Here is a 22,706-nt window from a genome sequence, read left to right on the forward strand (position 1 = left end):
TCAGTCCCCTCCGAAGCAGATCAGGCGGTCGGCGTCCTGGGCCGCCTCATGCAGCTGGCCGAGACCGGACAGCTCCCAGGGCGCCTCCAGGTTGTGGCTGGCGCGGCCGTAGCGCTGCGCTTCTTCCGCGTTCAGCACGCCGCGGCGCAGGGCGGCGGCGATGCACACCACGCCATCCAGCTGGTGCTCGGTGACGAAGGCGCGCCAGGCGGCCGGCAGGTCCAGCTCGTCCTGTGCGCTGACCGTCAGCGCGGAAGCCAGCTGCACGGCGTCCTGATAGAAGAACAGGCGGACGATCTCGTGGCCGCCAGCCAGCACTGCCTCGGCGAAACGCAGGGCACGGCGGCTGGACGGGGCGTGGGGCGGGGCGAACAGGGCGATGGCGAATTTCATCTGGAGCGGCCTGGCAACAATGCCGCCCATGATAAACGCAAACGAAAGAGCCCGCCAAAGTGGCGGGCTCCAGAGGGCACGGCAGGGCGGGATCAGTCGTCGCTGCCCATGATGCCGAAGATCTGCAGCAGGCTGATGAACAGGTTGTAGATCGACACGTACAGGCTGACGGTCGCCATGATGTAGTTGCGCTCGCCGCCGTGGATGATCTCGCTGGTCTGGTAGAGGATCGCCGCCGAGGAGAACAGCACGAAGCCGGCGCTGATCGCCAGTTGCAGGCCGCTGATCTCGAACAGCCAGGCGGCCAGCATGGCGCTGAGCAGCACGAAGAAGCCGACGGTGATGAAGCCCGACAGGAAGCTCATGTCCTTGCGGGTGGTCAGCACGTAGGCCGACAGCCCGCCGAAGACGATGGCGGTCATGGTGAAGGCGCTGACGATCACGTCGGCACCGTTGGCCATGCCCAGGTAGCGGTCGAGGATCGGGCCGAGGGTGTAGCCCATGAAGCCGGTCAGGGCGAAGGTGCTGAGCAGGCCCCAGCCGGAGTTGCGCAGCTTCACGGTCAGGAAGAACAGGCCGTAGAAGCCGACCAGGGTGATCAGGATGCCCGGGTGCGGCACATGGGCCTGCTGCGCGGCGAAGGCCACCAGGCCGCTGAAGCTCAGGGTCATCGCCAGCAGGGCGTAGGTGTTGCGCAGGACCTTGCTGGTCTCGATCTGGTCGACCTGCGTGCCCTGCAGGACATAGGGTTGTTCGCGCATTGTGCTTTCCTCCTGGACATGCAACGTCCGCCAGACTGGCGGGATGCCCGAATCTTAGCAAAGCCGGACGCCACGCCAAGAAACAGAGTTTGACAGTCTGTTTCGATCGGGTAGTATTGCCGCCCGTTGTGGAAGTGTGGCCGAGTGGTTTAAGGCAGCGGTCTTGAAAACCGCCGACGGGCAACCGTCCGTGAGTTCGAATCTCACCGCTTCCGCCATTACATCAAGCCAGAAGCCGCGCCAGTCGCGGCTTTTGCGTTTCTGGCAGTCTGGCGCGGTACCGCAGCGCGTCGCATCGTTTCCGCAACTTCTAGGATCGTTTCCGCAACTCGGCTCACTTGGTGGGTTCGACGATCTCGCCAATGCGCCTGTAAACGGTGTCGGTGATCCGCTTGTCTGTATGCCCGAGCAAGCGGGATGCCTTGCTCAAATCCGCGATTTCCGAGGCTGCTTTGGGGCGGATGTCGCGGAACTGGAACTGCCGGATGACGGCCGCCAGCTTCTCGTCCTCGGCCTTCAGCGCTTTGGCAGCAGCCTTGTCCCTGGCATCGTCGAAGCGCCGGCGCAGCATGGGGGAAGTGACCCTGACGGCGTCGTCGGTGACTATCAGCCACGGCCCACGTACCGACAGCTGCCGGCGTCGTTCCAGCAGCCGATCAACCAGCGTGCCCAGGGCGGTGCCCTCGAGCACGATGCGCAGCTTCTTCGTCGTCTTGCTCTGTGCGACCTGCAGGTATCCGTCAACGATGTCTGCCGCCCGCATGGCCAGAACGTCCCCCGGGCGCTGGCCTGTTAGGTAGGCCAGGTCCATAGCATCGCGCAGTTCGGGCGCGGCCTGGGCGTAGACCGCATCCCACACCTCCTGCGTGGCGTAGTAGTCGCGCGGCGTTTCCTTGTTCTTGCGCAGCCGGGTCGCCGGGTTCGGCTTGTCGGTGATCCCCCACTCGCGTGCGATGTTCCAGATGTGCGACAGGAGGCTGATCTCCCGGTTCGCCCTGACCTTGGCTGACCGCGCGTCCCGGTACTGGGCGAGCACGGCGGGAGTGATCGCCTCCAGCGGCGCGTCACGGAACACCTTGCGCAGCTGGGTCAGCGACAGCAGGTTGTCGCGCTGTGTCCGGCTGGCCTTGTCCGGAATGATCTCCCGTTCATACCGATCGAACACGGCGCCCATCGTTCCGCCAGCCGACGGGGCTGGTTTGCAGTCCAGCTTTGCCCACTCCCGCTTGGCTGCGTCGAAATCGCTGCCAAGCGGAATTTCCTTCCTTTTTCCATCTTCATCGCGGCCGTTGTAGAAGTAGTAGACCAGCCGCTTACCACTTTTCAGCGTCCGCACCCGCTCCAGCATCCTGGGCGGGAGCTTCCGGTTCTGCGGGGACTTCGGGCGCATCATCCCACCTTCGACAAATCAAGGCTCCAGGCTTCGGCTGGTGCCGACTTCGGCGCGATTCCGGCCATCCGCATGCGGGCATACACGCGGCCGACGACCGGGTGCCCCGCGCGATTCTTGTGATAGACCCATCGCTCTACGTCAAGCCATTCGCGCTGCTTGCTTGGCATGCTGTAGCCGGTGATTTCTGCGAGCTCCTGGTCGGAGAGGATTTCGCTTTCCATGGGCAATAGTCCTCCTGGCCGCCCGGCTGGGCAGCGCTCAGGTGTGGATAGGGGGAGGAGTCAGGCTGCGGCAGGTGGCCGGTGCTGATCAGTCGTTGCTATGGTGCTGGGTGCCGCTGAGGCACTCCGGATCACCGCACTCGCAGGTGCTGGTGCCGACCTGCTCCCACTCGATGTCCTCGTCATCGATGCTGCCCAGCTCGGCAAACGGACCGGCCTCGATCTGCTCGCGCGCCAGGCTGGCGGCCGTGGGCTCGTCGATCTGGTCGAATGCGGCGTCGAGTTGGTCCCAGCCATCGTCGTTGTCTGGGTACCCGAGCTTGATGTCGCAGACGCTGCCGTTGGGCATGCGGAAGGTGATGGCCAGCTCCGGGCCGTCGTCGCCGCGGCGCGTGATGACCAGGATCTGGCCGATGCCTTCGACTGCGAAGAGTTTGGCGAAGGGCTTGCTCATGCTTGGTTCTCCTTGATCTTGTCCTGGTGCACGGGCCGGCAGCGGTGGCAGCTGCAGCCGGCTGCTTCGCGGAGGGGCAGTTGGGATCTGCAGTAGGTGGGGCGGTTCATTCGACCGACTGCTCCTGGCTGAAGGTGGGCAGGGCCCCGGCGAGCTTGCGGACCTTCGCCATATCCTCCGGCGGGTAGCCCCACACATTGCCGGCATACCAGGCGCGCTCAGGGCCGAGGAGCCAAATGGGTACCGGCTCGCCGGTGAGGACGTACTCGCAGAGTTGCTCAGCCAGGTACTGCAGGGTTCCGCCGTGGTTGAAGCCGTGCCACCGACTGGCGCGGCTGTCCTGGTGCGTGTCAATCCGCTCGCCCGAGCAGTCATCGACCCACCAGATGCGGCCGTGCAGGTCGACCTCGACACGCGCGTAGCGATCGAGATTCTCGGAGTAGAAGAAGCGGCGACCGTGGTCGCCGATGATGCGAATGGCTTCGTTGCAGTGCTCGGCGCGCTGCTGCATCAAAGCGTGGTTTTCTGTGGGCATGGGAATACCTCGCCGGGGTGGCGCGATGGCATGGAGTGCGGTAGTTTTTGGGCGTAACTAAAGGGAGGATTTGGCGGTAATGGCGATGCTAAATGAATTTGGGCGTAGTTTGTTCAAGCCATGGTTTTCAGTTCAGAATGTTTTGTTGGCTCTAGCAGGGATATTTATTATTTCGCTTTTCAAGCTTTCGGCTACTGAGTTGGCTAGCTGGGTTCAGGCTATAGGGTCTATTACAGCTGTGTGGGGGGCGTTCAAAGTAAGCCAGCTTCAGCGGGAACAGGGCGAAGTTCAACGGCGGGAGAGCGATAGAAAGAAGGCCGAGGCTTACTATGCGGTAGTCTCAAGCGCCGTTACTGATGCTACCGTGCTTGGCGCGATGGCTTATTCAAACTCGTTCAATGGTGGGTTCAAGGAGAATTGGGATGAATATTTGTGCAAGATGGTTGAGTCATCGTTTAACTCGCTCAAGAAAATCCCGGCCCACGAGTTGGGAAGTAAAAAACTTGTGAGCTCTTATGCTGGTATTGTTAGTTGCATTGCTCAGATGATTGGAAAGATCGAGGCGGCAATGCGAGACACTGAATGTCAAGAGCAGGAAGTAGCTAATGCATGTGCAAGTGTTGTCGCTCTAGCAAAATTGCTGGATTATAACTGGCAGTGTTATAAGGAAGCCTCATCTGCTGGGTGATGGAGCCTCCTTAATATCGCGGTTGTGTGCAGCGCGTCACTTTTACGAGTGATCGCCAAGTTGCTCAATGCTAAAGCCCACCGCTACCGGCCGCACCCAGATCGGCATAGCCGACAGCATGAACGTCTCCCCCTGCCCGGCCAGCAGCAGGGTGGTCCCCATGACGTGGGCGATGGCCTCTGCTGCCGCCGGCGGCACCGCGTTGCCGATGCGCTCCCGCCAGGCCTGATCGGACAGGCCGTCCAGCTCCAGCTGCTCCTCCGGGTCCACCAGGCTCTGCAGGGCGGCCAGCTCGAGCGTCGTGAACGGTCGGTGCCAGGTGCCATCGAGGGCGCGGATCACACAGGTCAGGCGCTCGTCGGCTGCCGGCATGCGCGGATCGGCGACGCTCCAGCGGCCGTTGTCTTGGCGCGCGCTTGCTGACACGGCGCCGGCCAGGCCATCCCAGGCCACCACGCCGTAGTGCCCGCCGGTCAGGTAGGCGTCGCCGGCGACACGGCGCATGCCCGGGCGTGGATCGGCAATCGACTGCTGGCCACCCTGCACACCCTTGCCCCCGGCGATGACGGTACCGGCCGGCTGGCTCCAATCCCGCACCACCAGGTTGTTGCTGTGGCGATTCCAGCCCGGCCGCGGATCGGCCACGCACTGCCCGCCAGCGCTCGGCGACTGGCCGCCGGTCACGGTGCCGGCTGCCTGGTCCATCGGCACGATGCGGTAGACGTTGTTGTGGCGCACGCCGGCCGGCCGCGGATCGGCGACGCTGAACGTGCCTTGCCCGGGCGACTTCACGCCGATCACCGCCCCGCTGGTCTCGTCCCAGCGGCGCACGCCGTACTGCTGGTACTGCAGGGCCTCGGCCGGCGCCCGCGGGTCGGCCACCGAGAATGCGCCGTTGGTGGGGCTGCTGCGGCCGGCGACGGTGCCAACCGCCTGATCCCAGTCGCGCACGCCAAGGTAGCCGGCCTGGTACTCGGGAACGATGACGAAGTCGCGCAGGTAGCCGTCCTCGATCGCCAGGCGGTTCAGGCTGCGCCAGTCCTTCCCGGCCTCGACCAGGGCGAGACGCACCCAGGTCTTCCACTGCAGTGCCGGTACCCGGTGCATCGGCCCGGCGGCCTCGACATCGCCGGCCAGCGGCATGCGGCCGAGGATGTCGCCCACCGAGCGCAGGGTCTTCTTCTCCGGCTCGTACAGGAACGGCGGCACCTTCTCGACGTGGCGCGCCACCAGCAAGAAACGCTTGCGGCTCTGGGCCAGGCCGCCGAGCTCGCCGCAGTCGTGAGTGGTTTCGGCGACGGCATAGCCGTAGTGGCCGAGCAGCTTGCCGATCTGGTCCAGCAGGTGCCGGCCGCGGGTGGCCAGCCGGGGCACGTTCTCGAACACGATCAGGTCGACCGGGTTGTGCCGCCAGGCCTCGCACATCAACCAGACGCACCTCAAGGTGAGTTCGTTCAAGGCCTGGTACTTCGGGGTCTTGCTCATGCTCTCGGACAGCAGGCCGCTGGCGCCCTTGCATGGGCTGCTGATGAAGACCGCGTGCGGGTCTTCGTTCTGTGCGGCGCGGCGGATGTCCTCGGGCGTTGCCTCCCTCCAGCCGGCCGGCGGCTCTACGCCGTGGAAGCGGGTGTACTGGTCGCGGGTGAACAGGTCCAGCAGGGTGCCCGGCACGCCGGCCAGCCGCTCGAAGTCGCGCAGCCCGGCCGGGTCGACGTCGATGCCGCCGAGGCAGCGCCACTCGGCCTGCTGGTTGCCGACCACCGGTCGGGCGCGGTTGAAGCCCTTGGCGCCGCCGCCGAGGCCGCAGCAGAAGTGGAAGTGCTTGAAGGTGCGTTTGATCATTCCTGACACGGTGTTCTCCAGGCAAAGCAATGCCGCGCCGTCGGAGATCGCGGCGGCGGGCGAGGGTGATGGGGGAACCTGCGCTATGCAGTTTCTTCAAGTGGAAGCCCGCGTTGCTGCAGTGCAGCCATACAGGCAGGATTGAGCCAGAGGCACTCGGTGCGCGTTGCGCCTCCGCGGCCTGCGGAGATCCGTGCAGTTGTAGTGTTCATGGCCCAGCCATGGAGAGCATCGCGGTACATGTCGCTCGGGTAGCCGGAGAGAACAACCATGCCCTGGAGGCTGGCGATCGCTTGGAGCAGGTCTCTGTGTTCGTCGTTGCTCAGCTCGTGCCGGTAGTAGCCATTCTTGCCGGCATCGAGCACTCGAGTTTCGTGCAGATAGGGCGGGTCGACGTAATGCAGGGTCAGCGGCGAGTCGTGTGCGGCCATGACCTCAATCGCCGACCGGTTCTCGATGAGTACGCCAGAGAAGCGCAGCCCAATGGCTGCCAGTTGCTCCGGGTAGCGGGCCCACAGTTGCTGAGCTGTGCCGTAGGCGCGTTTGGTGTCGATCCGAAAGCCGGTCGCACCCTTGGTGGCGCCGGCGGAGCCGAATCCCATCTGTGCTCGGATAATCGTGCGGCGGGCCCGCTCGATAGGATCCGCAGCCGGCTCCCAGGCGAGTTCGAACTCAGCGCGGGCGTAAGGGGTCAGCACCAGCAGTTCCGTCAGTGCCTCCCGGTTGGCGGGCTGCTGTAGCACTCGGAATAGGTTGACCATTTCGCCATCTAGGTCGTTGTAGACCTCGCCGTGAGACCGCTGCTTGCGAAGCATCACGCCGGCAGCACCACCGAAAGACTCGACGTAGATCTGGTGTGGGGGGAAGTGCTGAATAACCCAGGGAGCAAGCCTGAACTTGCCTCCGTGGTAGCGGATGGCCGGTGAATTAATCACGGGGTGCCTTCTCCTGGTCGATCGATGCCGCGCCGCCGGCGTTGGCCGGCAGCAGGCGGGTGGTGTGGTGGTTATGCTCCCGCGCTGCTTTCGGCGCGGGCCTTGGGCTTGCGCCGCTTCAGCACCGTCTCGGGGTCAATGCGGCTGGTTCGAGGCGGCACCGGCACCGGATTGAAGCCGGCGATCACCCGGACCTCGCCGCCGCAGGCCAGGTGCTGGCCGAGCAGGGAGGCGAGCCGTTGCCGCTCGGCCTCCTTGCTGCCGATGGTGTTGATCCGGTCGTAGGGCTGCGGATCGATCATGCGGCGGCCTCCATGGCGTTGCCGATCACTCCACCCTCGACCCAGACCGCCTGCAGGCCCGGCGGGGTGCTGACCATCGGCGCCTTCATGGTGCCGGCGATGATGGCGCTATCCAGCGTGCCGTCCTGGGTGCGTGCCATCAGAAGCCTGATGATCTGGCCGCGGCTCGGCAGGTCCAGCACGTCGTAGCGATCGAGCACCACGAAGCGCAGGCCGGACAGCGAAGCGATGGCGATGGCCAGCAGCGCGTCGCACCGCCAGCGCTCGGACTCGGACAGCAGGCCGTAGGCGCGGCCGCCGAACTCGACGCCGATGTCGCTGCCGATCTGCACCGGCTGCCAGCCAGCGGCGGCGGACAGGTCGGCCAGCAGGGTGTTCACCGGGGCGAGCGCGCCGGCCAGGATCTCAGCCGGGATGCCAGTGGGCGCCAGTGCGTCGGCGATCAGCGTCCAGCTCTTCACCGCGGCGTGGTGGCCGGCTGCCTCGGCGATGATCTTGCCGCGGTCGGCCTGGGCACGCTGGGCATCCTGCAGGGCCTGCTGCTTGGCCATCAGCCTGTCCCGCTCTTGGCGCAGGTCGTGGATGGCCTGCTCAGCGTTGGCCATGGCCTCCGCGGTCGGGATGCCGGCGGCCTCTGCTTCCAGCGCCTGCAGCTGCGCGGCGGCGTCCTGCGAGGCCTTCAGGTCGCGCTCGTCGTTGGCGACTGTGCGAGTCAGGCTGTCGACGTAGCCTTGATACTCGGGGACGCTCTTGGCCAGTTTGGCGTCCGCGGCCCCGGTCTCGGCCAGCGGGCCGTGCTCGGCGGTGTAGCGCTCGAGCAGCAGCTTGGCGCGGTCCATCTCCTCGAGCACGCTCCAAGGCGTGGTGAGGCCGCTGTCGGCCTCCTGCACGCCGGCAGTGCGCAGGGCCAGCGCCTGCCAGTCGGCCAGGTTACGCGCCATGTCGTGCACCAGTCCCTGCTTGCCGCCGGCCGCTGCAGCCTCCGCGGCGGCGAGCTGGCCCTGCCAGTGCTTGAGATCGCCGGTGTCGTTGTTCAGCTTGTGCTGGCGCCGCTGCAGCAGGGCGGCCGTCTCGCGCAGCTCGGCGATGCGCTGCTGGCGCTGATCGGCGGCGGCCATGGCGGCCTTGTGGCCGCCGATGGTCTGCTGTGCCTCGGACAGATCGAGCTCGACCACGGACAGCTCGCGGCTGACCGCCTCGAGGTCTTCCGGCTTCACCTCGACGGCAGTGACCGTTTCCGGCTCCCAGCCCTCGGCCTTCTCGCTGCCGTAGGCCTCGCCGGTGATCGCCTTCCAGGCGCCACGCGCCTCGCTGGCGTACTCCTTGGCCTGGACGACGGCGGCATCGAAGCCTGTCCGGAGCATCGGCTTGATCCGCTCGATCAGGCTGGCCTCGGCGCCCTTGTCGGCCAGGCGCTTGGCGATCTCGTTCGGGCTGGCGCTGGCGCCGGTGAGGCCGAACAGCACGCGGCGGCGCTCTTTCTCGTCCAGTGCGGCGAACTTGCTGGTGTCCAGCACGAAGGGCAGGCAGGGCAGGTCGACCAGGGGCGCACCCTTGCCGCTGGGCAGAGCCACCGCGGCGGACTCCTGTTCGCCGGTGGCGCCGGTCCAGCTGACCACCGCCTCGCCCTTCTTGGCGCCCTCGGTGACCAGCTTGGCCAAGTCCTTCTTCAGGTTGACGCGACGCGGCTGGCCGGTGAGGGCCATGCTGATCGCATCCAGCATGCTCGACTTGCCGGCGCCGTTGAAGCCGGAGACCAGCAGCACCGGCTCGGAAACAGCAAGGGCCGCATGACGCAGCCCTTGGAAGTTGGTGACTTCGATGTTCGTGATTCGCATGGCCTGTTACTCCAGGTTGAGCTCCGCCGGCTTCTTCAGGACGCGGTACAGGTTCTCGTCCGGGTGCGCGCCTTCGGTTTCCAGCGCGATGGTCCCGGCCTCCAGCATCAGCAGGATGACGCGGCGGGCCTCGTCGTAGCTGAGGGCGAAGCGCGACTGCAGGTAGCCGAGGTCGATGGTCTTCTTGCGGGTGACGACAGCGGCCTCCAGATCGGCCAGCGTGTGGCCCGCGAAGGTTTCGGCGGCCGGCAGGCTGAGAGTGTCGTCTGCGGTGGTGTACTCGGCATCGAGCGGGGCGTCATCACCCCAGGCACCAGGATCCTGCATGTCCCGGTCGCCGCCGTTCAGGTCCAGCGGGTTCTGGTCGGGATCGGGCGCGACGGCGCCGTCGACGTTGCCCATGAACTCATCGGCGCCGCCCAGGATGATCAGGCAATCCTGCTCGACGGCATCCAGCAGCTCGTGGCGGCAGGGGCTGTGCTGGTTGATCACCAGGACCGCCTTCATCTTGTCCTTGATCGCCACAGACTCGAGCTTGCCATAGGCGGTTTTGCGCTCAGCGCTGGCGATCATGTGCACGGCCAGGGTCACGGCATTGGTGACCTGGGTCTTCAGGCGATCGATGACGTCGGCCTGCTTGGCCTCGCTCATCTTCTGCCAGCAGTCGGGCATGATGCGGATCTCCTGCACCAGGCCGGCGAGGATCTTTTCGCCGATATTGTCGGCGGTCATCTGCAGAAACTGCGGGTTGTGCTCGGTCATGCGGTAGTCCTTATGCGGCTGCAATGCGCTCCAGCTGCTCGAGCTGGGTGTCGCTGAGGTAGGTGCGGGTGCCGTAGCGCTGGAAGTTCGCGCGCAGGTCCGCGGCGAACTGGTCTTCCCAGTCGTTGCTGGCGTTGAGCTCGGCGGCGCCGAGGAGCGCGGTGAACTCCTCGGGCCGGTCGAAGATTTCCGTGATGGTGCGAGAGGCCATCGGCGCTTACTCGAAGTTCAGGCCGTCCAGGTTGGCGGGCTGCTGCTGGGCCTGGGGTTTGGCCTGCTGCCGCGCGGGCTCCGGCTCGGGCTGGAGGATCTCGCCGGTGATGGTGTCCACCACCTCGGCCTCCTCGTGCGGCAGGGCCTCCTGCCGATCGGCCTGCGGGGCGGCAGGCTCGACGGTGCGCAGGGTGTCCAGGTCGACCGAGTAGCCGCCGGAGCCGTCGCGCTTCGCGTCAAAGGTGTCGCGCAGCTCTTCCTCGGTTTGCAGGCCCATGCCCAGATCGGGCGCGTAGGCGCGCTGCCAGAAGGCGGCGGCGCGGTAGATGAACATCTGGTCGGGCATGGTCTTCCACTTGCTGCCGTTCTTGGTCGACCAGCCCTCGGCGTTGACCATCTCCCAGGTGACCCAGATCCCATCGAGGCGCTCGTTGGTTTCCTTCTCGACCGCCCAGGCGCGGCAGCCGTAGTCCTTGTCGCCGGGCTTGCCCTTCCACTCGTAGCGCAGGGTGCTGTAGCGCCCGCAGGTGTTCACCGTGGCGATCAGGAACTTGCTCGACCAGCCCGGGGTGCCGTGCACCACGTACAAGTTCTGCATTGTCATGAGGGGGTTGGCGCCGATGCGTTGGGCCATGTCCAGCGCGATCATGCAGTTGGGCAGGTTGCCCTGGTACTGCTTGGGCACCAGGTCCGAGGAGGCAAACGCCTTGGCGATGCGTTGCATCAGCTCGAAGCCCTGCAGGTCAAAGAAGCTCATGGCGACGGGCGCTTGAGCACGCTGCTGGGGCTGCTGGAGCTGTTGAATGGAAGTGGGTTGGTTCATCGTGTGCTCCTGGCTATTCGGCCTTGTAGGGACAGGTCTTCCAGCGCACGCAGTAGCGTGCGCTGCAGAGAGGGCTTTGCGGGTTGGGCGGGAACAGGCCGGTGCGGAACATGTCCGCGGCGAACTGGATCAGGCCGGGGTAGTCCTCTGTGCCGACCATCAGCTCGCGGGCGCCGATGATTTCGCCGGTACCGGTTTCCGGCCGGCCCTTGGTCTTGAGGCCGATGATCTCGGCCGGCGCGGTGCAGGGCTCGCCGGTGGTGTGCTCGTAGAGCAGCTCGTAGGTGCCGAGCTGGGGCTTGTGGCCCTTGGTCTTGGCGACGCCCTGGCTGACCGCGGCGCCGCCGGTCTTCACGTCGGCGATGCCGATGCCGTCGCAGTCGCGCTTGATGCGCGCCCTGTCCAAGGTGCCTGTGAGACGCACGACGACCCCGCCGCCGCAGTTGATCTCAAGCGGCTTGGTTTCCAGCTCAACCGCCACGAACTGGTAGCGGGGGCTGATGTCCAGGCAGTAGCGGGTGTGCAGGGTCAGGCCGGTGGCTTCCGCCTCGCTTGGGGTAAGGTCGGAGCCGCGCCAGTCGACGTCGAACTCGGGATGGCGAAGCGTCTCGACCAGGTGCTCTGCGGCATCGAAGGCCGAAAGCTCCTGGCCGGCGATACGGGCGGCGTCGAAGGCCGCGGTGCTGGCGTGGATGGCGGTACCGAGCAGGGCGCGCGGGCTACTGGGCGACTTCATGCCCAGCAAGTGGACGCCCTCCCAGCGGTACCCACAGTCGAACAGCGAGCCCCAGGACGAGGCTCGAACGGTGGTGGTGCTGGTCATGGGGTGTTCCGATCAGGAAGTGATTGCCTCGGCCAGGCCCAGCGCCGCGCAGTATGCGGCCATGGCCAGGAGGGCGAGGGATGTGCCGCACCAGGTGGCACGGCGGCGGGCTTTCTGGTGCTCGGAGGTCACGGTCGCACCTCTAGCTCGATGTACCGGCGCCCGCCGCGGATGGTCAGCGCACCTCGCAGGCCGCACTCGATCAGCGGGGTATTCGGTGGCAGACCCAGCGCCTCGGGCAGCGGCCGGGTGGTGAGCACGGTGACGGTGCGGATCTCGTTGAGCTGGTCGTCGACGATGCTGCGGACGGGGGAGGTGGTCATGCTTCGCCTCCCGCGCGCTCGGCGATGAAGCGGGAGCGGCACTCGTTGTCCATGCAGATCCGCAAGCAGTCGAGCGGCTCGCCAACCACGTCGTCGAGGCGGTCGCGCAGGGTGCGCCACTTGCTGTCACTGACGCGGAACAACGCGGCCATGGCGTCGATGATCTCGGCGTGGCTCATCACCTCGTAGGCGTACTCGGCGAACGCCTTGGTGGTTTCCTTATCGCCGCTGTCGAGCAGGTCGGAGATGCGATCCTCTGCCTCTTCACGGGCGTAGTCGTGCTCGGGTTCGGCTGTGTCGTGGGCGAACTGGCCGCGGCGCATGGCGGCGGCATTGCGAAGTGCTGGGGTCATGGCGTGCTCCTGCGTGCATGAGTCGACGCACCGCGCTGATGCGGCGACCGATGCAGACTGGGGATGGGAGGAGGGTGCCGGCAGTGCCACCACGGGATGCCGGCGGTGATGCAGGGCGCATCGGGAAGACCAGCGATTCGCATGCGCTACCTCGGGCTCATGCGCGATGCGCTGCCACTGAGCTGCATGGTCTGGCCTTTCCGATCCGCCCTGGTGGGGCGGTCGGGCCGGTCTTTCCCGGCTGTCATCTGCTCTTCGCCACCGGCGCAGTTGCCGGCATGGGGCCTCGTACGGGGCTGGCTTGCGGATTACTCGAACTGCTGGGGCGCATGTCCGCGACCGTGATCGCGGCTGCCGAGGGTTTCAGCGCTGACCCCTGCAGCATCCCGATCCACCGGCGGGTGTCGCTGCGGTTACTGGCCGCGGGCCTTGGCGATGGCTGCGCGAGCTGACTTGATGGCATTACCAAGACCGCAGCAGTAATACGGCTCGTCCCACCTTGCGCATACTTGCTCCAGCGCCTCCAGCAGCCCGCTGTGGTCGCCCGGCATAGCCGCGACTACGCGCCCGCCGGCCAGCTGCTGGCCCACGTGGATGCCCTCGGCGTGGTCCTCGATGACTACTGTGATGCGGGTCATGCCGGCACCGCCTTCGCAGGGGCCGGCAGTCCGGCCTGGATGCGCTGGTAGATCTCCTCGCGGTGGACGTCGATGTCCTTCGGCGCGTTGATGCCGATGCGTACTTGGTTGCCTTTCACTCCGAGGACGGTGACGGTTATGTCGTCGCCGACCATCAGGGTTTCGCCTACGCGCCGAGTCAAAATCAGCATTTCTGACCTCCTTGGTCATGGTGTTGGTGTGCTTCCGGCATGGCCCTCGTGTTGAAGGCCATCCCGCGAAGCACCCGGCGCGGGGCCGGGCACTTGGCGCCTGTCAGGCTGCGGTCAGCTTGCTCGGCCGCACGCTCACGGGCTTCCCGTCGACCTCGACCTGGGCATACACGCCCAGGCCTTTGCCCGGGCCCCGGTTGATCTCGCCGAGGTACTTGCCGGTCTTCATCTGGCCGCGCGGGTTGGTGAACTTCACCGGCTGGTTTTTCTTGAACTCGCTCATGGCGCACTTCCTTCGGTTGGTGGTTTTCCCAATGGCCGCTGTCGCCAACGGCCATCAGTGAAAACGTCAGGTCTTGCTGGGCGCTGTTTCTGGCCACCTGCGCCTGCCTGCTAGACTTCGTGCACTGACCAGGGGCCGTACATGAAGAAGAAAAAACAGCCAAGCGGCGTGAAGAAGCCAACTGCTCGCCAGTTGGTGAAGCGGCTGGAAGAGCAGATCGCAGCCGCTCGGTTGCAGATGGAAAGCCGGCAACCTGGGAGCGGTGGTGCCGGCATCGCAAATCACATCCTGAATCTTGAGCGGCAACTGGCTGTCGCCAGGTCTCACATCAAATCCAAGTTCTCTTCCGTCAATCACAGCGTGGTCGACGGTTCCTTCGGTAGCGGCAAGCGCCGCTGATCCCCTGACCAATCCGCCCTGGGGAGCCAGGCGGGGCACGATGCGTTGCGGGTCATTCGCACGGTTAGAGCATTTCGCCCTGGATCAGCCGATGGGTTTCTCCCACCGTTGGCAGGCTTTCGCGCCTGTCTGCTCCCCGGTCGCCGCAAGAGGCATCGTGGTCTGTTTCATCGGTTTTCTGACCTCCCACCGATGGAGCCGGGAGTGACCTAGGCCGCCAACGCGTGGCGGGGTAGTCGTTCATGGCGCAGGTTGTTAAAGAGCGTTCGGGCCAATGCCCGGGCATCGCTGCCCTTGTCGGCCCTGCTAGGGCCTGCCGTGTGTGCGGCGTTGAAACAAATATCACGCATTGTGTTTTTGCAGTCAACACGAATCGTGATTTTTATTTCGTGGTGCATGAAAAAGCCCGCACGGTGGCGGGCTTGAGGTAGCGCTGATCGACAGGCTCAGGAGCGGTCGAGGTACCAAGAGAGGAGCACCCGACCGTCGCCGAGGCTGACCAAGCGCAGGTCGGTGGTGCTGCCCAGCTCGTAGAGCAGGCGCTGCCAGTCCTGCAGGCTCTCGCAGGGCCGGCGGCTGATTGTCACCTCGTGGAGACGCTGAGCCCGAGGTGACCGGATGGCCTCCTGCACACGGCAGGCGAGCGCGAGGTAGGTGTCTGTTGGGTGGAGGTCCGGAATAGGCATGGGAAGATCCTTTTCACTCGGAGCTGATCACTCGGTACTCGGTGCTGCCCAGGTCAGGTAGACGGAGCCGTCTTCCTGGGGCGCCAGGGTCACGCTCTCTTCTTCGCTCAGTTGCTCGAGCAGCAGGTTCCAGTCGTCCTCCAGCTCATCCGGCTCGCGGGCGATGACGGCCCGGCGCTCCAGCTGGGCGCGCGGCGCCAGGATCAGCTTCTGGATCCGGCGGGCGAGGAGTTCGTAGGGAGTGGGAAGGGTGGTGGCGGTTGCTTTCTTTGCCATGCAGGCATCTCCTTTGCTGTATGTATATACAGTATTTTGAGATGAACGCGAGAGCAAGAGGGAGATGGTGTAGAACGGCTGACGCAGAAACAAAAAGCCCCGCTCAGTGGCGGGGCAAATAGGGGGAAACTCTCAGTCCCTGCAGGCTATGCCCCGGACCGTGAAGGTTTCGTCATGCGGATGTCGGGCAGACGTGAATTCAACGCTGGCTCTGCAGCTGTCCAGAGGCCCAGGCTTTCTCGAACCTCTCGCGGGCCTTATTGGCCGACGCCTCGCACACCTGCTTCCGCTGATCGGACTCTGGATACATGCACGCTCTGGACGGCTGGTAGAAGTGCTCCCAGGCGTCATCCTTCGCGGCGATCTCGGCCTGCCGGAGCCGTGCTGCCGCGACTAGCTCGGCTTGGCGACGCGTATCGACGGCTTGCTGCCGGGCGAGCTGCTCGGGGGTTGGCCTCGGAGGGGGAGCGGCCAGGCGCTGTCGTGCCTGCTGTTGCTGCTGGATCTTCTGGACGGCGGCCTGAGCTTTCTCGGTCTGCTGCTGAGTCATGTCCTGGATGGCGGAAGCGCTCACCCGGTAGACGGCGTATGAGCCACCGACGGAGATGATCACGCCCAGCAGCCAGGCGATGGGGGATAGTGGTTTGCGGTGGCGTCGTGCCATGAGTGGCATCCGTGCGATAGATCACAAAATGATATCGCAGAGGATCGCCGCTCGGGAGGCATGAAGTGAAAAGCCTACGCGGCGACGGCCGCTCTCTCAGATTGGCTGACGCTCTGTTAACTCCTCCCGCAGCACCAGCAGCTCACGCGGCGCATCGACCATCAGTCGCACCTGGGCGCCGCGACCGCTTATTTCCTTGATAGTGATCTCGATGCCATCGGCCTGCAGGGCGCGCAGGAACTCCTGCGGGTCGGCTGCGGGGTCGAGGGTAATGACCAGCTTCTGGCCTGCTTTGCGGCTGAGGATGAGGGGCATGGTTCGCGTCCTGGCGATCAGTTTCGTTATTGGCTGAGGGACTCGCGCTGGGCGTTGTCCCGCGCTACAAGCTCCTCTCGCAGCACCTTCACTTCCTGTGGCGCCGTGATGTCGAGGTACACCCGAGAGTCACCGATGAAGGCGACGCCGATCTCTATCCCTTCTTTGAGGATTCGCTGGACGGCCTCCTGCAGATCTGCGGCTGGATCTATGGTCAGGAAGATTCGCTGTCCGACACGGCGAGTGAGCTGGAGAGGCATGGTACGTCCTTGCGTTGAAGGGTTACCGGCAGAGCGCCTCGCAGGGCACGCCGTCGTTGTTGCCGTCCAGCCGACCGTTGCCGCACTGCTGCAGGTGGAACTTCGCCTCCTCGCACGAGGACATCTGGCCGCACGTTTTCTTCGTCGAGCAACTGTAGCTGGTGCCACCGGCGCTGCCGCCGATTGCGCTGCCGGAAGAGGTACCGGCTACGCGCTGCGCGCCGCCAGAGCAGTTGCTCAGGTCCACCTCTCCAACGTAGGGGTTGCCCCAGCCCATGGCGCAGGCCGTTGCCTGGTTGCGCCACTTCTCCCACGCGCTGACCGGATACTGGTGGTTCCAGGCCTCGTAGGTGCGGCGGTCCAGATTGGAGAGCCGCAGCTTGTAGCGGTCGGCCATGTACAGGTATATCCGAGCGGAGGCGCCGCGCACTTTTTCCGGCGGCATGGCGGTCTTCGCCTTGAAGTCCACCACCATGGGGCATGCGCCGTACTGAGTCGGCTTGCCGGTGACCATGCCCAAGGCGAAGTTCGATCGGTCGCCGTTCACCTCGCCGATGCTCGGTACCAGGTTGTGCAGGTCGGCTTCAGCCGCAGCGAATACCGGGTCGTTCGCTGTGCAGTTGTCGCGCCCGCCGGCCTGCCAGCACTGACGCTGGTGGCCGATCACCCATGCGGGCACGATGTGCTCCCACTCGACGCGGCTGGCTCGCTCGGCGTTCTTGCGCGGCTGGTAGCCGCAGCTCTCGAGGTCGACGCGATTCCCCGTGTATTCGCAGCCGCAGTAGAAGGTCCTCTCCTGACCGGCGTAGAGCTTCCACGCTACCTTCTTGGCTTCGTTGAAGGTGCGCGGAGCCTCGATGCCCTGGAAGGCGAGGGCGACAGGCGAGAAGAGGGCGAGCAGCAGGGTGGCTGCGAGGAGCTTGGAGTGCATGGCGCGTCCTTGCGTTGTTGGCTGTTATCGCCGGAGCTTCATCTTGGCCTCGACGACCACGCCGATCAGGCGGCAGCGCTCGTCGATCGGGATCATACGATAGGCCGGGTTCAGTGGTTTCAGGTAGAGCTGGCCGGCGTCGGCCACCAGCAGCTTGAAGGTGGCTTCGTCGGCGTCAACCAACTTGGCCACCACCATGTCGCCCGGGCGCGGCTCGACGCCGGTGTCCACCAGGATCAGGTGCCCCTCGGGGATGCTCGGCGGTACCGGCGAGGTCATGGAGTCGCCGCTGACCTTCAGCCAGAACGCAGAACCCTTGGCCTGGTAGTCGGCCAGCTCGAAGGTGTCGTAGGCCCATGGCTCGTAGGCCTCGATGGCCTCTTGCCAGGCGCCGGCAGCCACCTGGCTGATCACGGGGTAGCGGTAGAGACGGTCGGGCTGCTGGGCGGGGGTGACGTTGCCGGATTCGGCTGTCTTGGAGCCTCCGTCGGCCTGTCCAAGGACGGCTGGCTCTGCTACTCGTTGGGGCGGCTCGCCATATGTGATTTGCGCAACAGACACCCCAACCGCGGCAGCAATTTTTTCCAAATCGGCAAGCGTCGGCTCGCGAGTGCCTGACTCGTAGTTGCCGACCCTTGATTGAGACTTCCAGCCACACGCACTGGCAAGCGCAGCTTGAGATAGGCCTGCTGCTTTCCGGTGGTGGGCGATGCGTTTTCCTAGCGTATTCATGTCGCTGATTCTAATCACGCTCCGTTATAGGGCGGTTTCACTTATCGTGTTTGCGATCATCACGAAACGTGTTTATTCTGTGCTCGTTGCCGATGGAGTACGCACATGAACCGTATTCGTGAAATCCGCGAGTCGGCTGGAATCAGCCAAGCCGACCTTCGCCGCCAGCTCAACTGGGGACAGGCGCGACTCGCTAACTACGAGCTAGGTATCCGAAAACCTGGCCTGGATGAAGCTCGAGCCTTGGTTGGGGCGCTTCAGGCTCTTGGGGCCGACTGCTCATTGGACACTGCTTTCCCTCAAGAACCAGCCCACAAGCCCGCCGCCTGACTCAAGCCCGCCAACCACCCGCGAGGAACCACCCCATGACAAAACTCCGCGAAGACCGGCGCCGCAAGGCGCCCGGCACGCACCTGACCGAGGAGATCAAGGTGCGCGTGTGCGACGAGGACTACCGCGAGCTGATCGAGGCGTCGCGGCTGAGCCATGCCGAGAACCTGACTGGCTACGCCCGGGACTGCCTGTTCATCGGTCACCGCCTGCAGCAGGGCAGCCAGCGCGAGCAGATCCTGGCGGCGCTGGTGATGCAGCAGAAGGCCCATACCCTGGCGGCGCTGTTCCGCGGCGAGCAGCTGGATCCGGAGCGCCTGAGCGAGCTGCTGGCGGAGCTGGTGAAGCAGGCCGGCGAGGCCAGTGTGCGGAAACGGAAAAGCGCCTGACAGGGCCTAGGAGGATTCGATGTTCGCAAAGGACGTATGTGATGCGGCACTGGCGCGGCTGAGCCACGCCGAGCGGCAAGAACTCGACCGGGAGGCGGCCCGCCGCGGTTGCAAACCCAGCGAGGCCCTGGTGGCCGTGGCGTTGGAAAACCTGCAGCAGCAGCTCTACGCGCTGACCGCCTCGCATGGCCAGCGCCTGGTGCTGGTCAAGGGATAGGCCGGGAGGCCTCGCGAGAGCGGGGCTTTCCGACATGGGAGGCCCTACCAGGGCGCAATGGGATTGCCGAATGCCAAGTTTCCAGATCAACGACGATGAGCGCGAGGCCCTGCGAGGGCTGCCGATGCTGGCGCGCGAGATCTACGTGTTCGGCCTGCGGCCGTTCATGGACTTCTCGACCGGCATCGTCGGCATCAAGCGCGGCGTCTCGTGGAAGTCCATCGCCGAGGAGCTGTACGTCGAGCCACACCAAGGCATCAAGGGCGGCGAGGCATCCGAGAAGGAGCTGCGCCGGGCCCTGGTCTGGCTGCAGAAGGCGGGTTTGCTCAGCCAGAACCAGGCCGAGAGGCGCCTTGTTTTCGAGCTGCTGCTGGCGACACGGGATCAGTCCGCCCGAAATAAAGTGGGCAGTAAGTGGGCAGATGAAGTGGGCAGTGATGTGGGAGGGCCGCAGCCCAGTAACGACGCGGCTTCCACGGAAGAAGAGGGCAGAGAAGTGGGAGGGGGTGAATTGCCGAAAGTGGGCACACCTCCGGTATCCGGTAAAAGCAATCCTACAGCACACAACGCGTGCGAGGCGTTCGACGCCCGTGACCGTTTCCCCATGCACGATGGCTGGGAGCCAGGCCGCAATACCTTCGCGGCGGTGCTCACGCGCAACGGCATGGCCAACGTGCGGTTCCACCCTGATCAACTCCTGGAGTTCCGCAGCTACTGGATCGCCAGGCCAGACAAGCACCAGACGCAAGCTCAGTGGGAGCACCAGCTCGCCCAGCAGCTCAAGCGCACCACCCGAATCCAACAATCCAGACCCGAGGACATGGCCCATGAAGCCCGTGGACGAACTCCTGCGCGGCGCACGCGCAGTGCTGTCGACATCCTGCACGACGACAACTGGTGATTCCGTGGAGAGCAATGTGCACGACCTAGAGGCCAGGGCGCGTACCGCCGTCAAGCGCGTGTTCGCCACGCTCAAGAGCAGCTACCCGGCCTGGTACGAGCGGCATTACGGCGACGTGCGGGCCGAGAGCCTTGCCAAGCGGATCTGGATGACGGGCATCAAATCCCTGACCGATGTGCAGGTCGATCGTGGTCTGCAGCGGATGGTGCTGGACGCCGATTACCCGCCCAGCCTCAAGGAGTTCGTGAAGCTGTGCCTGCGCATCGATGGGGTCCCTGATGCCGGTACCGCTTGGTATCAGGCCCTGCGCAAGCACTACGGCCACGAGGCCGTGAGGGTGGCCGCCAAGCTGACGGGAACCTACGACCTGCAGCGCTCCGGCTACGGCGACGTGGTGCTGCGTGCTGAGTTCGAGCGCAACTACGCCATCGTGGTGCGCCGCTTGGAGAACGGCGAGCCGCTCGATGGAGCGATCCTGAAGGGCATTTGCCACGACAGCCAGAAGTCGGTTCTTGAGCTGGCCGACGAGCACGCCGAGCAGCAGTTTCAGGAGCGCCTCAAGCAGCAGGGAGTCCCGCAGGCCGGCCAGGCGGCACGCTTGGCGCTGCTGGCCAAGCTGGGCATCCAGCGCGGAGAGCAGGCCCATGGCTGACTTCCGCCCCATCGTGTTCACAGTCCCAGGCGAGCCCCAGGGCAAGGGGCGTCCGCGGATCGGCCGGGTCGGCCAGCATGCCCGCATGTTCACGCCGGCGAAGACCGTGGCCTACGAGGGCCTGGTAGCGCTCGCCGCCCAGGAGGCGATGCAGGGCCGCGACATGATCACCGGGCCGGTGCTGATCGAGCTGCACATCCTGCATGGGGTTCCGCAATCCATGTCGAAAAAACGGAAGGCCATGGCGCTCGCCGGCGAGCTGCTGCCGATGAAGAAGCCCGACACGGACAACGTGCTCAAGGCCATCTGCGATGGCTGCAACGGCGTGGTCTGGAAAGACGACGTGCAGGCTACCGACGGAGTGTTCCGGCGCCGGTACAGCGAGACACCCGGCGTGAGGGTGCGGATCGTGCCGCTGATGGAGGGGGAGTAATGCGCGCTTCCGCAGCCGCCCGCGCATAAAAAAAGCGACCCACCCGAAAGTGCAGCCGCCCGTGACAAGGCCAATGGTAGCACCTTCGGGGGAGGGGATCGCATGCGGTGGAGATCGCGGCATTACGACTGCGAGCAGCAGCTCACGCTGGACCTGACGGTTGTCGAGGTCGCGCGAGTATCGACCACCTGCGCATCTGGAACGCCGATCACCATCAACGGCGTGACCAGGAGCGCTGGCGAGTGGGCCGAGCTGCGCGGGCTGAAGTGGCAGACGGTGAAGATGCGCAGGATGAGGGGCGACAACTGGCGGGACGCGCTGGATCCGGAGCGTCCACGAGGTCTGTGGATGCAGGGGTGGATCCTCAGCAGCAAGCCTGGGCAGGAGGTCAGGGCAGGGCGTTGACCGGCTGGGCCAGTCACATAGCGTCGCCGGCACCTCATCACTGGACAGGTGCACGAAGAATGGCGGCCCAGCACACGCACACGGAACTCGCGGCGGAAGTGGTCGGAGCCTCGCTTGGTCAGAAGGCGACGATGGCCGGCGCGGCCACCGGCCTGGTCGGCTGGCTGGCGCAGGTGAACTGGATCGGAATTGCTGGCGTGGTGATTGCCGCACTGGGCCTGGCGGCGAACATCTACTTCCAGATTCGGCGAGATCGCCGTGAATCCGCCGAGAGCACGGCGCGCATCGAGGCGCTCAAGGAGCGGTGCGAGCCATGAGCCGGACACGTCAGGCTGTTGCGGTGCTCACACTGAGCGCGGCTGGCTTCCTTGGCTGGGTGGCTGGCGAGGGCCTGGTGCTGACGCCGCACATACCGACCCAGGGCGACGTGCCGACCATCGGCGCCGGCAGCACCCGCTACGAGGACGGCACGCCGGTGCGGCTGACGGACCCGCCGATCACCCGCGAGCGCGCCCTGCAGCTGGCGCGCAATCTTCACAGCGAGGAGGAGGAGCGTTTCCGGGCCTCGCTGCCCGGGGTGTCGCTGCACCAGGAGGAATACGACCTCTACCTCGACTTCAGCGGCCAGTTCGGCATCGGCAACTGGCGCAGCTCGAGCATGCGCCGGTACCTGCTGGTCGGGGAGTACCGGCAGGCGTGCGAGGCGCTGTTGCGCTGGCGCCGCCAAGCCGGACGCGACTGCAGCCTGCCGCAGAACTGGGGGCCGAAGGGCTGCAGGGGCGTGTGGACCCGGCAGCAGGAACGGCACCGCAAGTGCCTGGAGGCACAGCGATGATCAGCACGCGCGCTGTCACCTTCGTCGGTGGCGCCTGCTTGGCCACTGGCCTGCTGCTGGGGATGACCCTGCAGGGCTGGCGGCTCGGTGCGGAGCTGGCCGAGCAGGGAGAGCAGCATTCCAGCCAGTTGCAGCGCATAGCCGAGGAACACGCGGCCGCCATCGCCGGCCAGCAGCAGGCCCGCCAGGCGCTGGAGGAGCGCCTGCACGTCCTGGACACGAACACCACCAAGGAGCTATCCGATGCCCTCGCTGAGAATGAACGCCTGCGCCGCCTCTATTCTGCTGCTGACGATGAGCGTCGCCGGTTGCGCATCGAGGTCCGAGTCGCCCAGGCCGACGCCGTTGTGTCAGCGGCCGCCGGCGCCGGCAGCATGGGCGATGCAGCCCGCCTCGAACTCAGTGAGCGAGCTGGACAGTCTGTTTGGGATATCCGGGCAGGAATGATCAGCGACCAGCAGAAGTTGGCCTACCTGCAGCAGTGGGCCAGGGAATTGATGAAGTAGAACA

At 65.4% G+C, this 22,706-nt stretch carries 38 protein-coding genes, 1 tRNA gene and 2 pseudogenes; 13 read left to right on the forward strand and 28 right to left on the reverse strand.

Annotation, left to right across the window (positions count from 1 at the left end; genetic code table 11):
• Together tusD and E5198_RS00650 are read right to left on the reverse strand one after the other, a co-directional pair.
• A complete protein-coding gene (tusD, locus tag E5198_RS00645) occupies positions 1-393 on the reverse strand; it encodes a sulfurtransferase complex subunit TusD (RefSeq protein ID WP_136488084.1) in 393 nt (130 codons plus the stop codon).
• Between the two features lie 92 nt (positions 394-485).
• Positions 486-1,154, reverse strand: coding sequence for a Bax inhibitor-1/YccA family protein (locus E5198_RS00650; RefSeq protein WP_136488085.1), 669 nt, complete (start codon positions 1,152-1,154; stop codon positions 486-488).
• Positions 1,155-1,284: 130 nt separating this feature from the next.
• On the opposite strand from E5198_RS00650, the gene E5198_RS00655 reads away from it, so the two are divergent.
• Positions 1,285-1,372, forward strand: a tRNA-Ser gene (locus E5198_RS00655).
• Between the two features lie 116 nt (positions 1,373-1,488).
• Here E5198_RS00655 and E5198_RS00660 read toward each other — a convergent pair.
• The 4 genes from E5198_RS00660 to E5198_RS00675 form a co-directional block, all read right to left on the reverse strand.
• The gene (locus tag E5198_RS00660; RefSeq protein WP_136488086.1) at positions 1,489-2,544 is read right to left on the reverse strand and encodes a tyrosine-type recombinase/integrase; all 1,056 of its coding nucleotides are present in this window, start codon (positions 2,542-2,544) and stop codon (positions 1,489-1,491) included.
• Complete coding sequence (locus tag E5198_RS00665) at positions 2,544-2,768, reverse strand: DUF4224 domain-containing protein (protein ID WP_305956026.1); 225 nt, start codon at positions 2,766-2,768, stop codon at positions 2,544-2,546. The genes E5198_RS00660 and E5198_RS00665 overlap by 1 nt, the downstream gene beginning before the upstream one ends.
• An 88-nt stretch (positions 2,769-2,856) precedes the next feature.
• Positions 2,857-3,222: a hypothetical protein gene (locus tag E5198_RS00670; RefSeq protein ID WP_136488088.1), complete on the reverse strand. Its 366-nt coding sequence runs from the start codon at positions 3,220-3,222 to the stop codon at positions 2,857-2,859.
• A 106-nt stretch (positions 3,223-3,328) separates the two neighbouring features.
• Complete coding sequence (locus tag E5198_RS00675; RefSeq protein ID WP_136488089.1) at positions 3,329-3,757, reverse strand: hypothetical protein; 429 nt, start codon at positions 3,755-3,757, stop codon at positions 3,329-3,331.
• 79 nt (positions 3,758-3,836) lie between these two features.
• Here E5198_RS00675 and E5198_RS00680 point away from each other — a divergent pair, with 79 nt between their 5' ends.
• The gene (locus tag E5198_RS00680) at positions 3,837-4,445 is read left to right on the forward strand and encodes a hypothetical protein (protein WP_136488090.1); all 609 of its coding nucleotides are present in this window, start codon (positions 3,837-3,839) and stop codon (positions 4,443-4,445) included.
• 42 nt (positions 4,446-4,487) lie between these two features.
• Here the strand turns inward: E5198_RS00680 and E5198_RS00685 are convergent, their stop codons facing one another.
• From E5198_RS00685 to E5198_RS00745, 13 genes are all read right to left on the reverse strand, one after another.
• Positions 4,488-6,287 (reverse strand): DNA cytosine methyltransferase, encoded by a 1,800-nt coding sequence (locus E5198_RS00685; RefSeq protein ID WP_136488091.1) that lies wholly within the window; start codon positions 6,285-6,287, stop codon positions 4,488-4,490.
• Positions 6,288-6,370: 83 nt separating this feature from the next.
• Positions 6,371-7,222, reverse strand: a complete 852-nt coding sequence (locus E5198_RS00690) for a DNA adenine methylase (RefSeq protein ID WP_256658923.1) — start codon at positions 7,220-7,222, stop codon at positions 6,371-6,373.
• 71 nt (positions 7,223-7,293) lie between these two features.
• Positions 7,294-7,524, reverse strand: a complete 231-nt coding sequence (locus tag E5198_RS00695) for a hypothetical protein (protein WP_256658924.1) — start codon at positions 7,522-7,524, stop codon at positions 7,294-7,296.
• A complete protein-coding gene (locus E5198_RS00700) occupies positions 7,521-9,362 on the reverse strand; it encodes an AAA family ATPase (protein ID WP_136488092.1) in 1,842 nt (613 codons plus the stop codon). Before E5198_RS00700 ends, E5198_RS00695 begins: the two co-directional genes overlap by 4 nt.
• Before the next feature lie 6 nt (positions 9,363-9,368).
• The gene (locus E5198_RS00705; protein WP_136488093.1) at positions 9,369-10,124 is read right to left on the reverse strand and encodes a cell division protein FtsK; all 756 of its coding nucleotides are present in this window, start codon (positions 10,122-10,124) and stop codon (positions 9,369-9,371) included.
• Positions 10,125-10,134: 10 nt separating this feature from the next.
• Positions 10,135-10,335 carry a hypothetical protein gene (locus E5198_RS00710; protein WP_136488094.1) on the reverse strand — a complete coding sequence of 67 codons (201 nt, stop codon included), beginning with the start codon at positions 10,333-10,335 and terminating at the stop codon, positions 10,135-10,137.
• A 6-nt stretch (positions 10,336-10,341) separates the two neighbouring features.
• Positions 10,342-11,094 carry a recombinase RecT gene (locus E5198_RS00715; protein ID WP_256658925.1) on the reverse strand — a complete coding sequence of 251 codons (753 nt, stop codon included), beginning with the start codon at positions 11,092-11,094 and terminating at the stop codon, positions 10,342-10,344.
• A 79-nt stretch (positions 11,095-11,173) separates the two neighbouring features.
• Positions 11,174-11,983 (reverse strand): PD-(D/E)XK nuclease family protein, encoded by an 810-nt coding sequence (locus E5198_RS00720; protein ID WP_136488095.1) that lies wholly within the window; start codon positions 11,981-11,983, stop codon positions 11,174-11,176.
• 128 nt (positions 11,984-12,111) lie between these two features.
• Positions 12,112-12,306 (reverse strand): hypothetical protein, encoded by a 195-nt coding sequence (locus tag E5198_RS00725; protein ID WP_136488096.1) that lies wholly within the window; start codon positions 12,304-12,306, stop codon positions 12,112-12,114.
• Positions 12,303-12,659, reverse strand: coding sequence for a hypothetical protein (locus E5198_RS00730; protein ID WP_136488097.1), 357 nt, complete (start codon positions 12,657-12,659; stop codon positions 12,303-12,305). Before E5198_RS00730 ends, E5198_RS00725 begins: the two co-directional genes overlap by 4 nt.
• Positions 12,660-13,072: 413 nt before the next feature.
• Positions 13,073-13,297, reverse strand: coding sequence for a hypothetical protein (locus E5198_RS00735; protein WP_136488098.1), 225 nt, complete (start codon positions 13,295-13,297; stop codon positions 13,073-13,075).
• Positions 13,294-13,488, reverse strand: coding sequence for a carbon storage regulator CsrA (gene csrA, locus E5198_RS00740; protein WP_136488099.1), 195 nt, complete (start codon positions 13,486-13,488; stop codon positions 13,294-13,296). The genes E5198_RS00735 and csrA overlap by 4 nt, the downstream gene beginning before the upstream one ends.
• Before the next feature lie 103 nt (positions 13,489-13,591).
• Entirely contained in the window at positions 13,592-13,771 is a 180-nt protein-coding gene (locus E5198_RS00745; RefSeq protein ID WP_136488100.1) for a hypothetical protein, read from the reverse strand.
• 141 nt (positions 13,772-13,912) lie between these two features.
• Here E5198_RS00745 and E5198_RS00750 point away from each other — a divergent pair, with 141 nt between their 5' ends.
• A complete protein-coding gene (locus tag E5198_RS00750) occupies positions 13,913-14,170 on the forward strand; it encodes a hypothetical protein (RefSeq protein WP_136488101.1) in 258 nt (85 codons plus the stop codon).
• Positions 14,171-14,616: 446 nt separating this feature from the next.
• Here the strand turns inward: E5198_RS00750 and E5198_RS00755 are convergent, their stop codons facing one another.
• The 9 genes and pseudogenes from E5198_RS00755 to E5198_RS22290 all read right to left on the reverse strand — a co-directional run.
• Positions 14,617-14,856, reverse strand: a complete 240-nt coding sequence (locus E5198_RS00755) for a DUF1654 domain-containing protein (protein WP_136488102.1) — start codon at positions 14,854-14,856, stop codon at positions 14,617-14,619.
• A gap of 27 nt (positions 14,857-14,883) precedes the next feature.
• On the reverse strand, positions 14,884-15,132 hold the full coding sequence (locus tag E5198_RS00760) for a DUF1654 domain-containing protein (RefSeq protein WP_136488103.1): 249 nt from the start codon (positions 15,130-15,132) through the stop codon (positions 14,884-14,886).
• Positions 15,133-15,331: 199 nt separating this feature from the next.
• The gene (locus tag E5198_RS00765; RefSeq protein WP_136488104.1) at positions 15,332-15,796 is read right to left on the reverse strand and encodes a hypothetical protein; all 465 of its coding nucleotides are present in this window, start codon (positions 15,794-15,796) and stop codon (positions 15,332-15,334) included.
• A 96-nt stretch (positions 15,797-15,892) separates the two neighbouring features.
• Positions 15,893-16,111: a carbon storage regulator gene (locus E5198_RS00770; RefSeq protein WP_136488105.1), complete on the reverse strand. Its 219-nt coding sequence runs from the start codon at positions 16,109-16,111 to the stop codon at positions 15,893-15,895.
• Positions 16,112-16,137: 26 nt separating this feature from the next.
• The gene (locus E5198_RS00775; RefSeq protein WP_136488106.1) at positions 16,138-16,371 is read right to left on the reverse strand and encodes a carbon storage regulator; all 234 of its coding nucleotides are present in this window, start codon (positions 16,369-16,371) and stop codon (positions 16,138-16,140) included.
• Positions 16,372-16,393: 22 nt separating this feature from the next.
• Positions 16,394-16,555, reverse strand: coding sequence for an excalibur calcium-binding domain-containing protein (locus E5198_RS21865; protein WP_372239854.1), 162 nt, complete (start codon positions 16,553-16,555; stop codon positions 16,394-16,396).
• A 27-nt stretch (positions 16,556-16,582) separates the two neighbouring features.
• Positions 16,583-17,302: pseudogene (locus E5198_RS00780) on the reverse strand (endonuclease); the annotation flags it as partial.
• 24 nt (positions 17,303-17,326) lie between these two features.
• Entirely contained in the window at positions 17,327-17,716 is a 390-nt protein-coding gene (locus E5198_RS22285) for a LexA family protein (protein WP_372239855.1), read from the reverse strand.
• A gap of 144 nt (positions 17,717-17,860) precedes the next feature.
• A pseudogene (locus E5198_RS22290) lies at positions 17,861-18,034 on the reverse strand (helix-turn-helix domain-containing protein); the annotation flags it as partial.
• Between the two features lie 105 nt (positions 18,035-18,139).
• On the opposite strand from E5198_RS22290, the gene E5198_RS00790 reads away from it, so the two are divergent.
• The 10 genes from E5198_RS00790 (at position 18,140) to E5198_RS00835 (ending at position 22,702) form a co-directional block, all read left to right on the forward strand.
• A complete protein-coding gene (locus E5198_RS00790) occupies positions 18,140-18,364 on the forward strand; it encodes a helix-turn-helix transcriptional regulator (protein ID WP_136488108.1) in 225 nt (74 codons plus the stop codon).
• 35 nt (positions 18,365-18,399) lie between these two features.
• Positions 18,400-18,753 carry a hypothetical protein gene (locus E5198_RS00795; protein ID WP_136488109.1) on the forward strand — a complete coding sequence of 118 codons (354 nt, stop codon included), beginning with the start codon at positions 18,400-18,402 and terminating at the stop codon, positions 18,751-18,753.
• A gap of 19 nt (positions 18,754-18,772) precedes the next feature.
• Positions 18,773-18,970, forward strand: a complete 198-nt coding sequence (locus tag E5198_RS00800) for a hypothetical protein (protein WP_136488110.1) — start codon at positions 18,773-18,775, stop codon at positions 18,968-18,970.
• Between the two features lie 70 nt (positions 18,971-19,040).
• Complete coding sequence (locus E5198_RS00805) at positions 19,041-19,871, forward strand: DnaT-like ssDNA-binding domain-containing protein (protein ID WP_136488111.1); 831 nt, start codon at positions 19,041-19,043, stop codon at positions 19,869-19,871.
• Positions 19,798-20,523, forward strand: a complete 726-nt coding sequence (locus E5198_RS00810) for a replication protein P (RefSeq protein WP_168772452.1) — start codon at positions 19,798-19,800, stop codon at positions 20,521-20,523. Before E5198_RS00805 ends, E5198_RS00810 begins: the two co-directional genes overlap by 74 nt.
• Positions 20,516-20,956: a RusA family crossover junction endodeoxyribonuclease gene (locus E5198_RS00815; RefSeq protein ID WP_136488112.1), complete on the forward strand. Its 441-nt coding sequence runs from the start codon at positions 20,516-20,518 to the stop codon at positions 20,954-20,956. The genes E5198_RS00810 and E5198_RS00815 overlap by 8 nt, the downstream gene beginning before the upstream one ends.
• Before the next feature lie 102 nt (positions 20,957-21,058).
• Positions 21,059-21,361, forward strand: coding sequence for a hypothetical protein (locus E5198_RS00820; protein WP_136488113.1), 303 nt, complete (start codon positions 21,059-21,061; stop codon positions 21,359-21,361).
• 59 nt (positions 21,362-21,420) lie between these two features.
• Complete coding sequence (locus tag E5198_RS00825; RefSeq protein WP_136488114.1) at positions 21,421-21,678, forward strand: holin; 258 nt, start codon at positions 21,421-21,423, stop codon at positions 21,676-21,678.
• The gene (locus E5198_RS00830; protein WP_136488115.1) at positions 21,675-22,196 is read left to right on the forward strand and encodes a lysozyme; all 522 of its coding nucleotides are present in this window, start codon (positions 21,675-21,677) and stop codon (positions 22,194-22,196) included. Before E5198_RS00825 ends, E5198_RS00830 begins: the two co-directional genes overlap by 4 nt.
• The gene (locus E5198_RS00835) at positions 22,193-22,702 is read left to right on the forward strand and encodes a lysis system i-spanin subunit Rz (RefSeq protein ID WP_136488116.1); all 510 of its coding nucleotides are present in this window, start codon (positions 22,193-22,195) and stop codon (positions 22,700-22,702) included. The genes E5198_RS00830 and E5198_RS00835 overlap by 4 nt, the downstream gene beginning before the upstream one ends.
• Positions 22,703-22,706 lie beyond the last annotated feature (4 nt).

Source organism: Pseudomonas sp. A-1, assembly GCF_004801855.1.
Classification (GTDB): Bacteria; Pseudomonadota; Gammaproteobacteria; order Pseudomonadales; family Pseudomonadaceae; genus Geopseudomonas.

Excerpts from the sequence above, each read along its gene's own strand:
- E5198_RS00695 (WP_256658924.1), bottom strand. The coding sequence starts at position 7,524 with ATGATCGATCCGCAGCCCTACGACCGGATCAACACCATCGGCAGCAAG.
- E5198_RS00680 (WP_136488090.1), top strand. The coding sequence starts at position 3,837 with ATGGCGATGCTAAATGAATTTGGGCGTAGTTTGTTCAAGCCATGGTTT.
- tusD (WP_136488084.1), bottom strand. The coding sequence starts at position 393 with ATGAAATTCGCCATCGCCCTGTTCGCCCCGCCCCACGCCCCGTCCAGC.
- E5198_RS00805 (WP_136488111.1), top strand. The coding sequence starts at position 19,041 with ATGCCAAGTTTCCAGATCAACGACGATGAGCGCGAGGCCCTGCGAGGG.
- E5198_RS00770 (WP_136488105.1), bottom strand. The coding sequence starts at position 16,111 with ATGCCCCTCATCCTCAGCCGCAAAGCAGGCCAGAAGCTGGTCATTACC.
- E5198_RS00670 (WP_136488088.1), bottom strand. The coding sequence starts at position 3,222 with ATGAGCAAGCCCTTCGCCAAACTCTTCGCAGTCGAAGGCATCGGCCAG.
- E5198_RS00795 (WP_136488109.1), top strand. The coding sequence starts at position 18,400 with ATGACAAAACTCCGCGAAGACCGGCGCCGCAAGGCGCCCGGCACGCAC.
- csrA (WP_136488099.1), bottom strand. The coding sequence starts at position 13,488 with ATGCTGATTTTGACTCGGCGCGTAGGCGAAACCCTGATGGTCGGCGAC.
- E5198_RS00700 (WP_136488092.1), bottom strand. The coding sequence starts at position 9,362 with ATGCGAATCACGAACATCGAAGTCACCAACTTCCAAGGGCTGCGTCAT.
- E5198_RS00730 (WP_136488097.1), bottom strand. The coding sequence starts at position 12,659 with ATGACCCCAGCACTTCGCAATGCCGCCGCCATGCGCCGCGGCCAGTTC.
- E5198_RS00830 (WP_136488115.1), top strand. The coding sequence starts at position 21,675 with ATGAGCCGGACACGTCAGGCTGTTGCGGTGCTCACACTGAGCGCGGCT.
- E5198_RS00815 (WP_136488112.1), top strand. The coding sequence starts at position 20,516 with ATGGCTGACTTCCGCCCCATCGTGTTCACAGTCCCAGGCGAGCCCCAG.
- E5198_RS00810 (WP_168772452.1), top strand. The coding sequence starts at position 19,798 with ATGAAGCCCGTGGACGAACTCCTGCGCGGCGCACGCGCAGTGCTGTCG.
- E5198_RS00750 (WP_136488101.1), top strand. The coding sequence starts at position 13,913 with ATGAAGAAGAAAAAACAGCCAAGCGGCGTGAAGAAGCCAACTGCTCGC.
- E5198_RS00820 (WP_136488113.1), top strand. The coding sequence starts at position 21,059 with ATGCGGTGGAGATCGCGGCATTACGACTGCGAGCAGCAGCTCACGCTG.
- E5198_RS00685 (WP_136488091.1), bottom strand. The coding sequence starts at position 6,287 with ATGATCAAACGCACCTTCAAGCACTTCCACTTCTGCTGCGGCCTCGGC.
- E5198_RS00775 (WP_136488106.1), bottom strand. The coding sequence starts at position 16,371 with ATGCCTCTCCAGCTCACTCGCCGTGTCGGACAGCGAATCTTCCTGACC.
- E5198_RS00715 (WP_256658925.1), bottom strand. The coding sequence starts at position 11,094 with ATGAGCTTCTTTGACCTGCAGGGCTTCGAGCTGATGCAACGCATCGCC.
- E5198_RS00825 (WP_136488114.1), top strand. The coding sequence starts at position 21,421 with ATGGCGGCCCAGCACACGCACACGGAACTCGCGGCGGAAGTGGTCGGA.
- E5198_RS00765 (WP_136488104.1), bottom strand. The coding sequence starts at position 15,796 with ATGGCACGACGCCACCGCAAACCACTATCCCCCATCGCCTGGCTGCTG.
- E5198_RS00720 (WP_136488095.1), bottom strand. The coding sequence starts at position 11,983 with ATGACCAGCACCACCACCGTTCGAGCCTCGTCCTGGGGCTCGCTGTTC.
- E5198_RS00665 (WP_305956026.1), bottom strand. The coding sequence starts at position 2,768 with ATGGAAAGCGAAATCCTCTCCGACCAGGAGCTCGCAGAAATCACCGGC.
- E5198_RS00835 (WP_136488116.1), top strand. The coding sequence starts at position 22,193 with ATGATCAGCACGCGCGCTGTCACCTTCGTCGGTGGCGCCTGCTTGGCC.
- E5198_RS00790 (WP_136488108.1), top strand. The coding sequence starts at position 18,140 with ATGAACCGTATTCGTGAAATCCGCGAGTCGGCTGGAATCAGCCAAGCC.
- E5198_RS00710 (WP_136488094.1), bottom strand. The coding sequence starts at position 10,335 with ATGGCCTCTCGCACCATCACGGAAATCTTCGACCGGCCCGAGGAGTTC.
- E5198_RS00800 (WP_136488110.1), top strand. The coding sequence starts at position 18,773 with ATGTTCGCAAAGGACGTATGTGATGCGGCACTGGCGCGGCTGAGCCAC.
- E5198_RS00755 (WP_136488102.1), bottom strand. The coding sequence starts at position 14,856 with ATGCCTATTCCGGACCTCCACCCAACAGACACCTACCTCGCGCTCGCC.
- E5198_RS00660 (WP_136488086.1), bottom strand. The coding sequence starts at position 2,544 with ATGCGCCCGAAGTCCCCGCAGAACCGGAAGCTCCCGCCCAGGATGCTG.
- E5198_RS00745 (WP_136488100.1), bottom strand. The coding sequence starts at position 13,771 with ATGAGCGAGTTCAAGAAAAACCAGCCGGTGAAGTTCACCAACCCGCGC.
- E5198_RS00735 (WP_136488098.1), bottom strand. The coding sequence starts at position 13,297 with ATGACCCGCATCACAGTAGTCATCGAGGACCACGCCGAGGGCATCCAC.
- E5198_RS00650 (WP_136488085.1), bottom strand. The coding sequence starts at position 1,154 with ATGCGCGAACAACCCTATGTCCTGCAGGGCACGCAGGTCGACCAGATC.
- E5198_RS00675 (WP_136488089.1), bottom strand. The coding sequence starts at position 3,757 with ATGCCCACAGAAAACCACGCTTTGATGCAGCAGCGCGCCGAGCACTGC.
- E5198_RS00705 (WP_136488093.1), bottom strand. The coding sequence starts at position 10,124 with ATGACCGAGCACAACCCGCAGTTTCTGCAGATGACCGCCGACAATATC.
- E5198_RS00725 (WP_136488096.1), bottom strand. The coding sequence starts at position 12,306 with ATGACCACCTCCCCCGTCCGCAGCATCGTCGACGACCAGCTCAACGAG.
- E5198_RS00760 (WP_136488103.1), bottom strand. The coding sequence starts at position 15,132 with ATGGCAAAGAAAGCAACCGCCACCACCCTTCCCACTCCCTACGAACTC.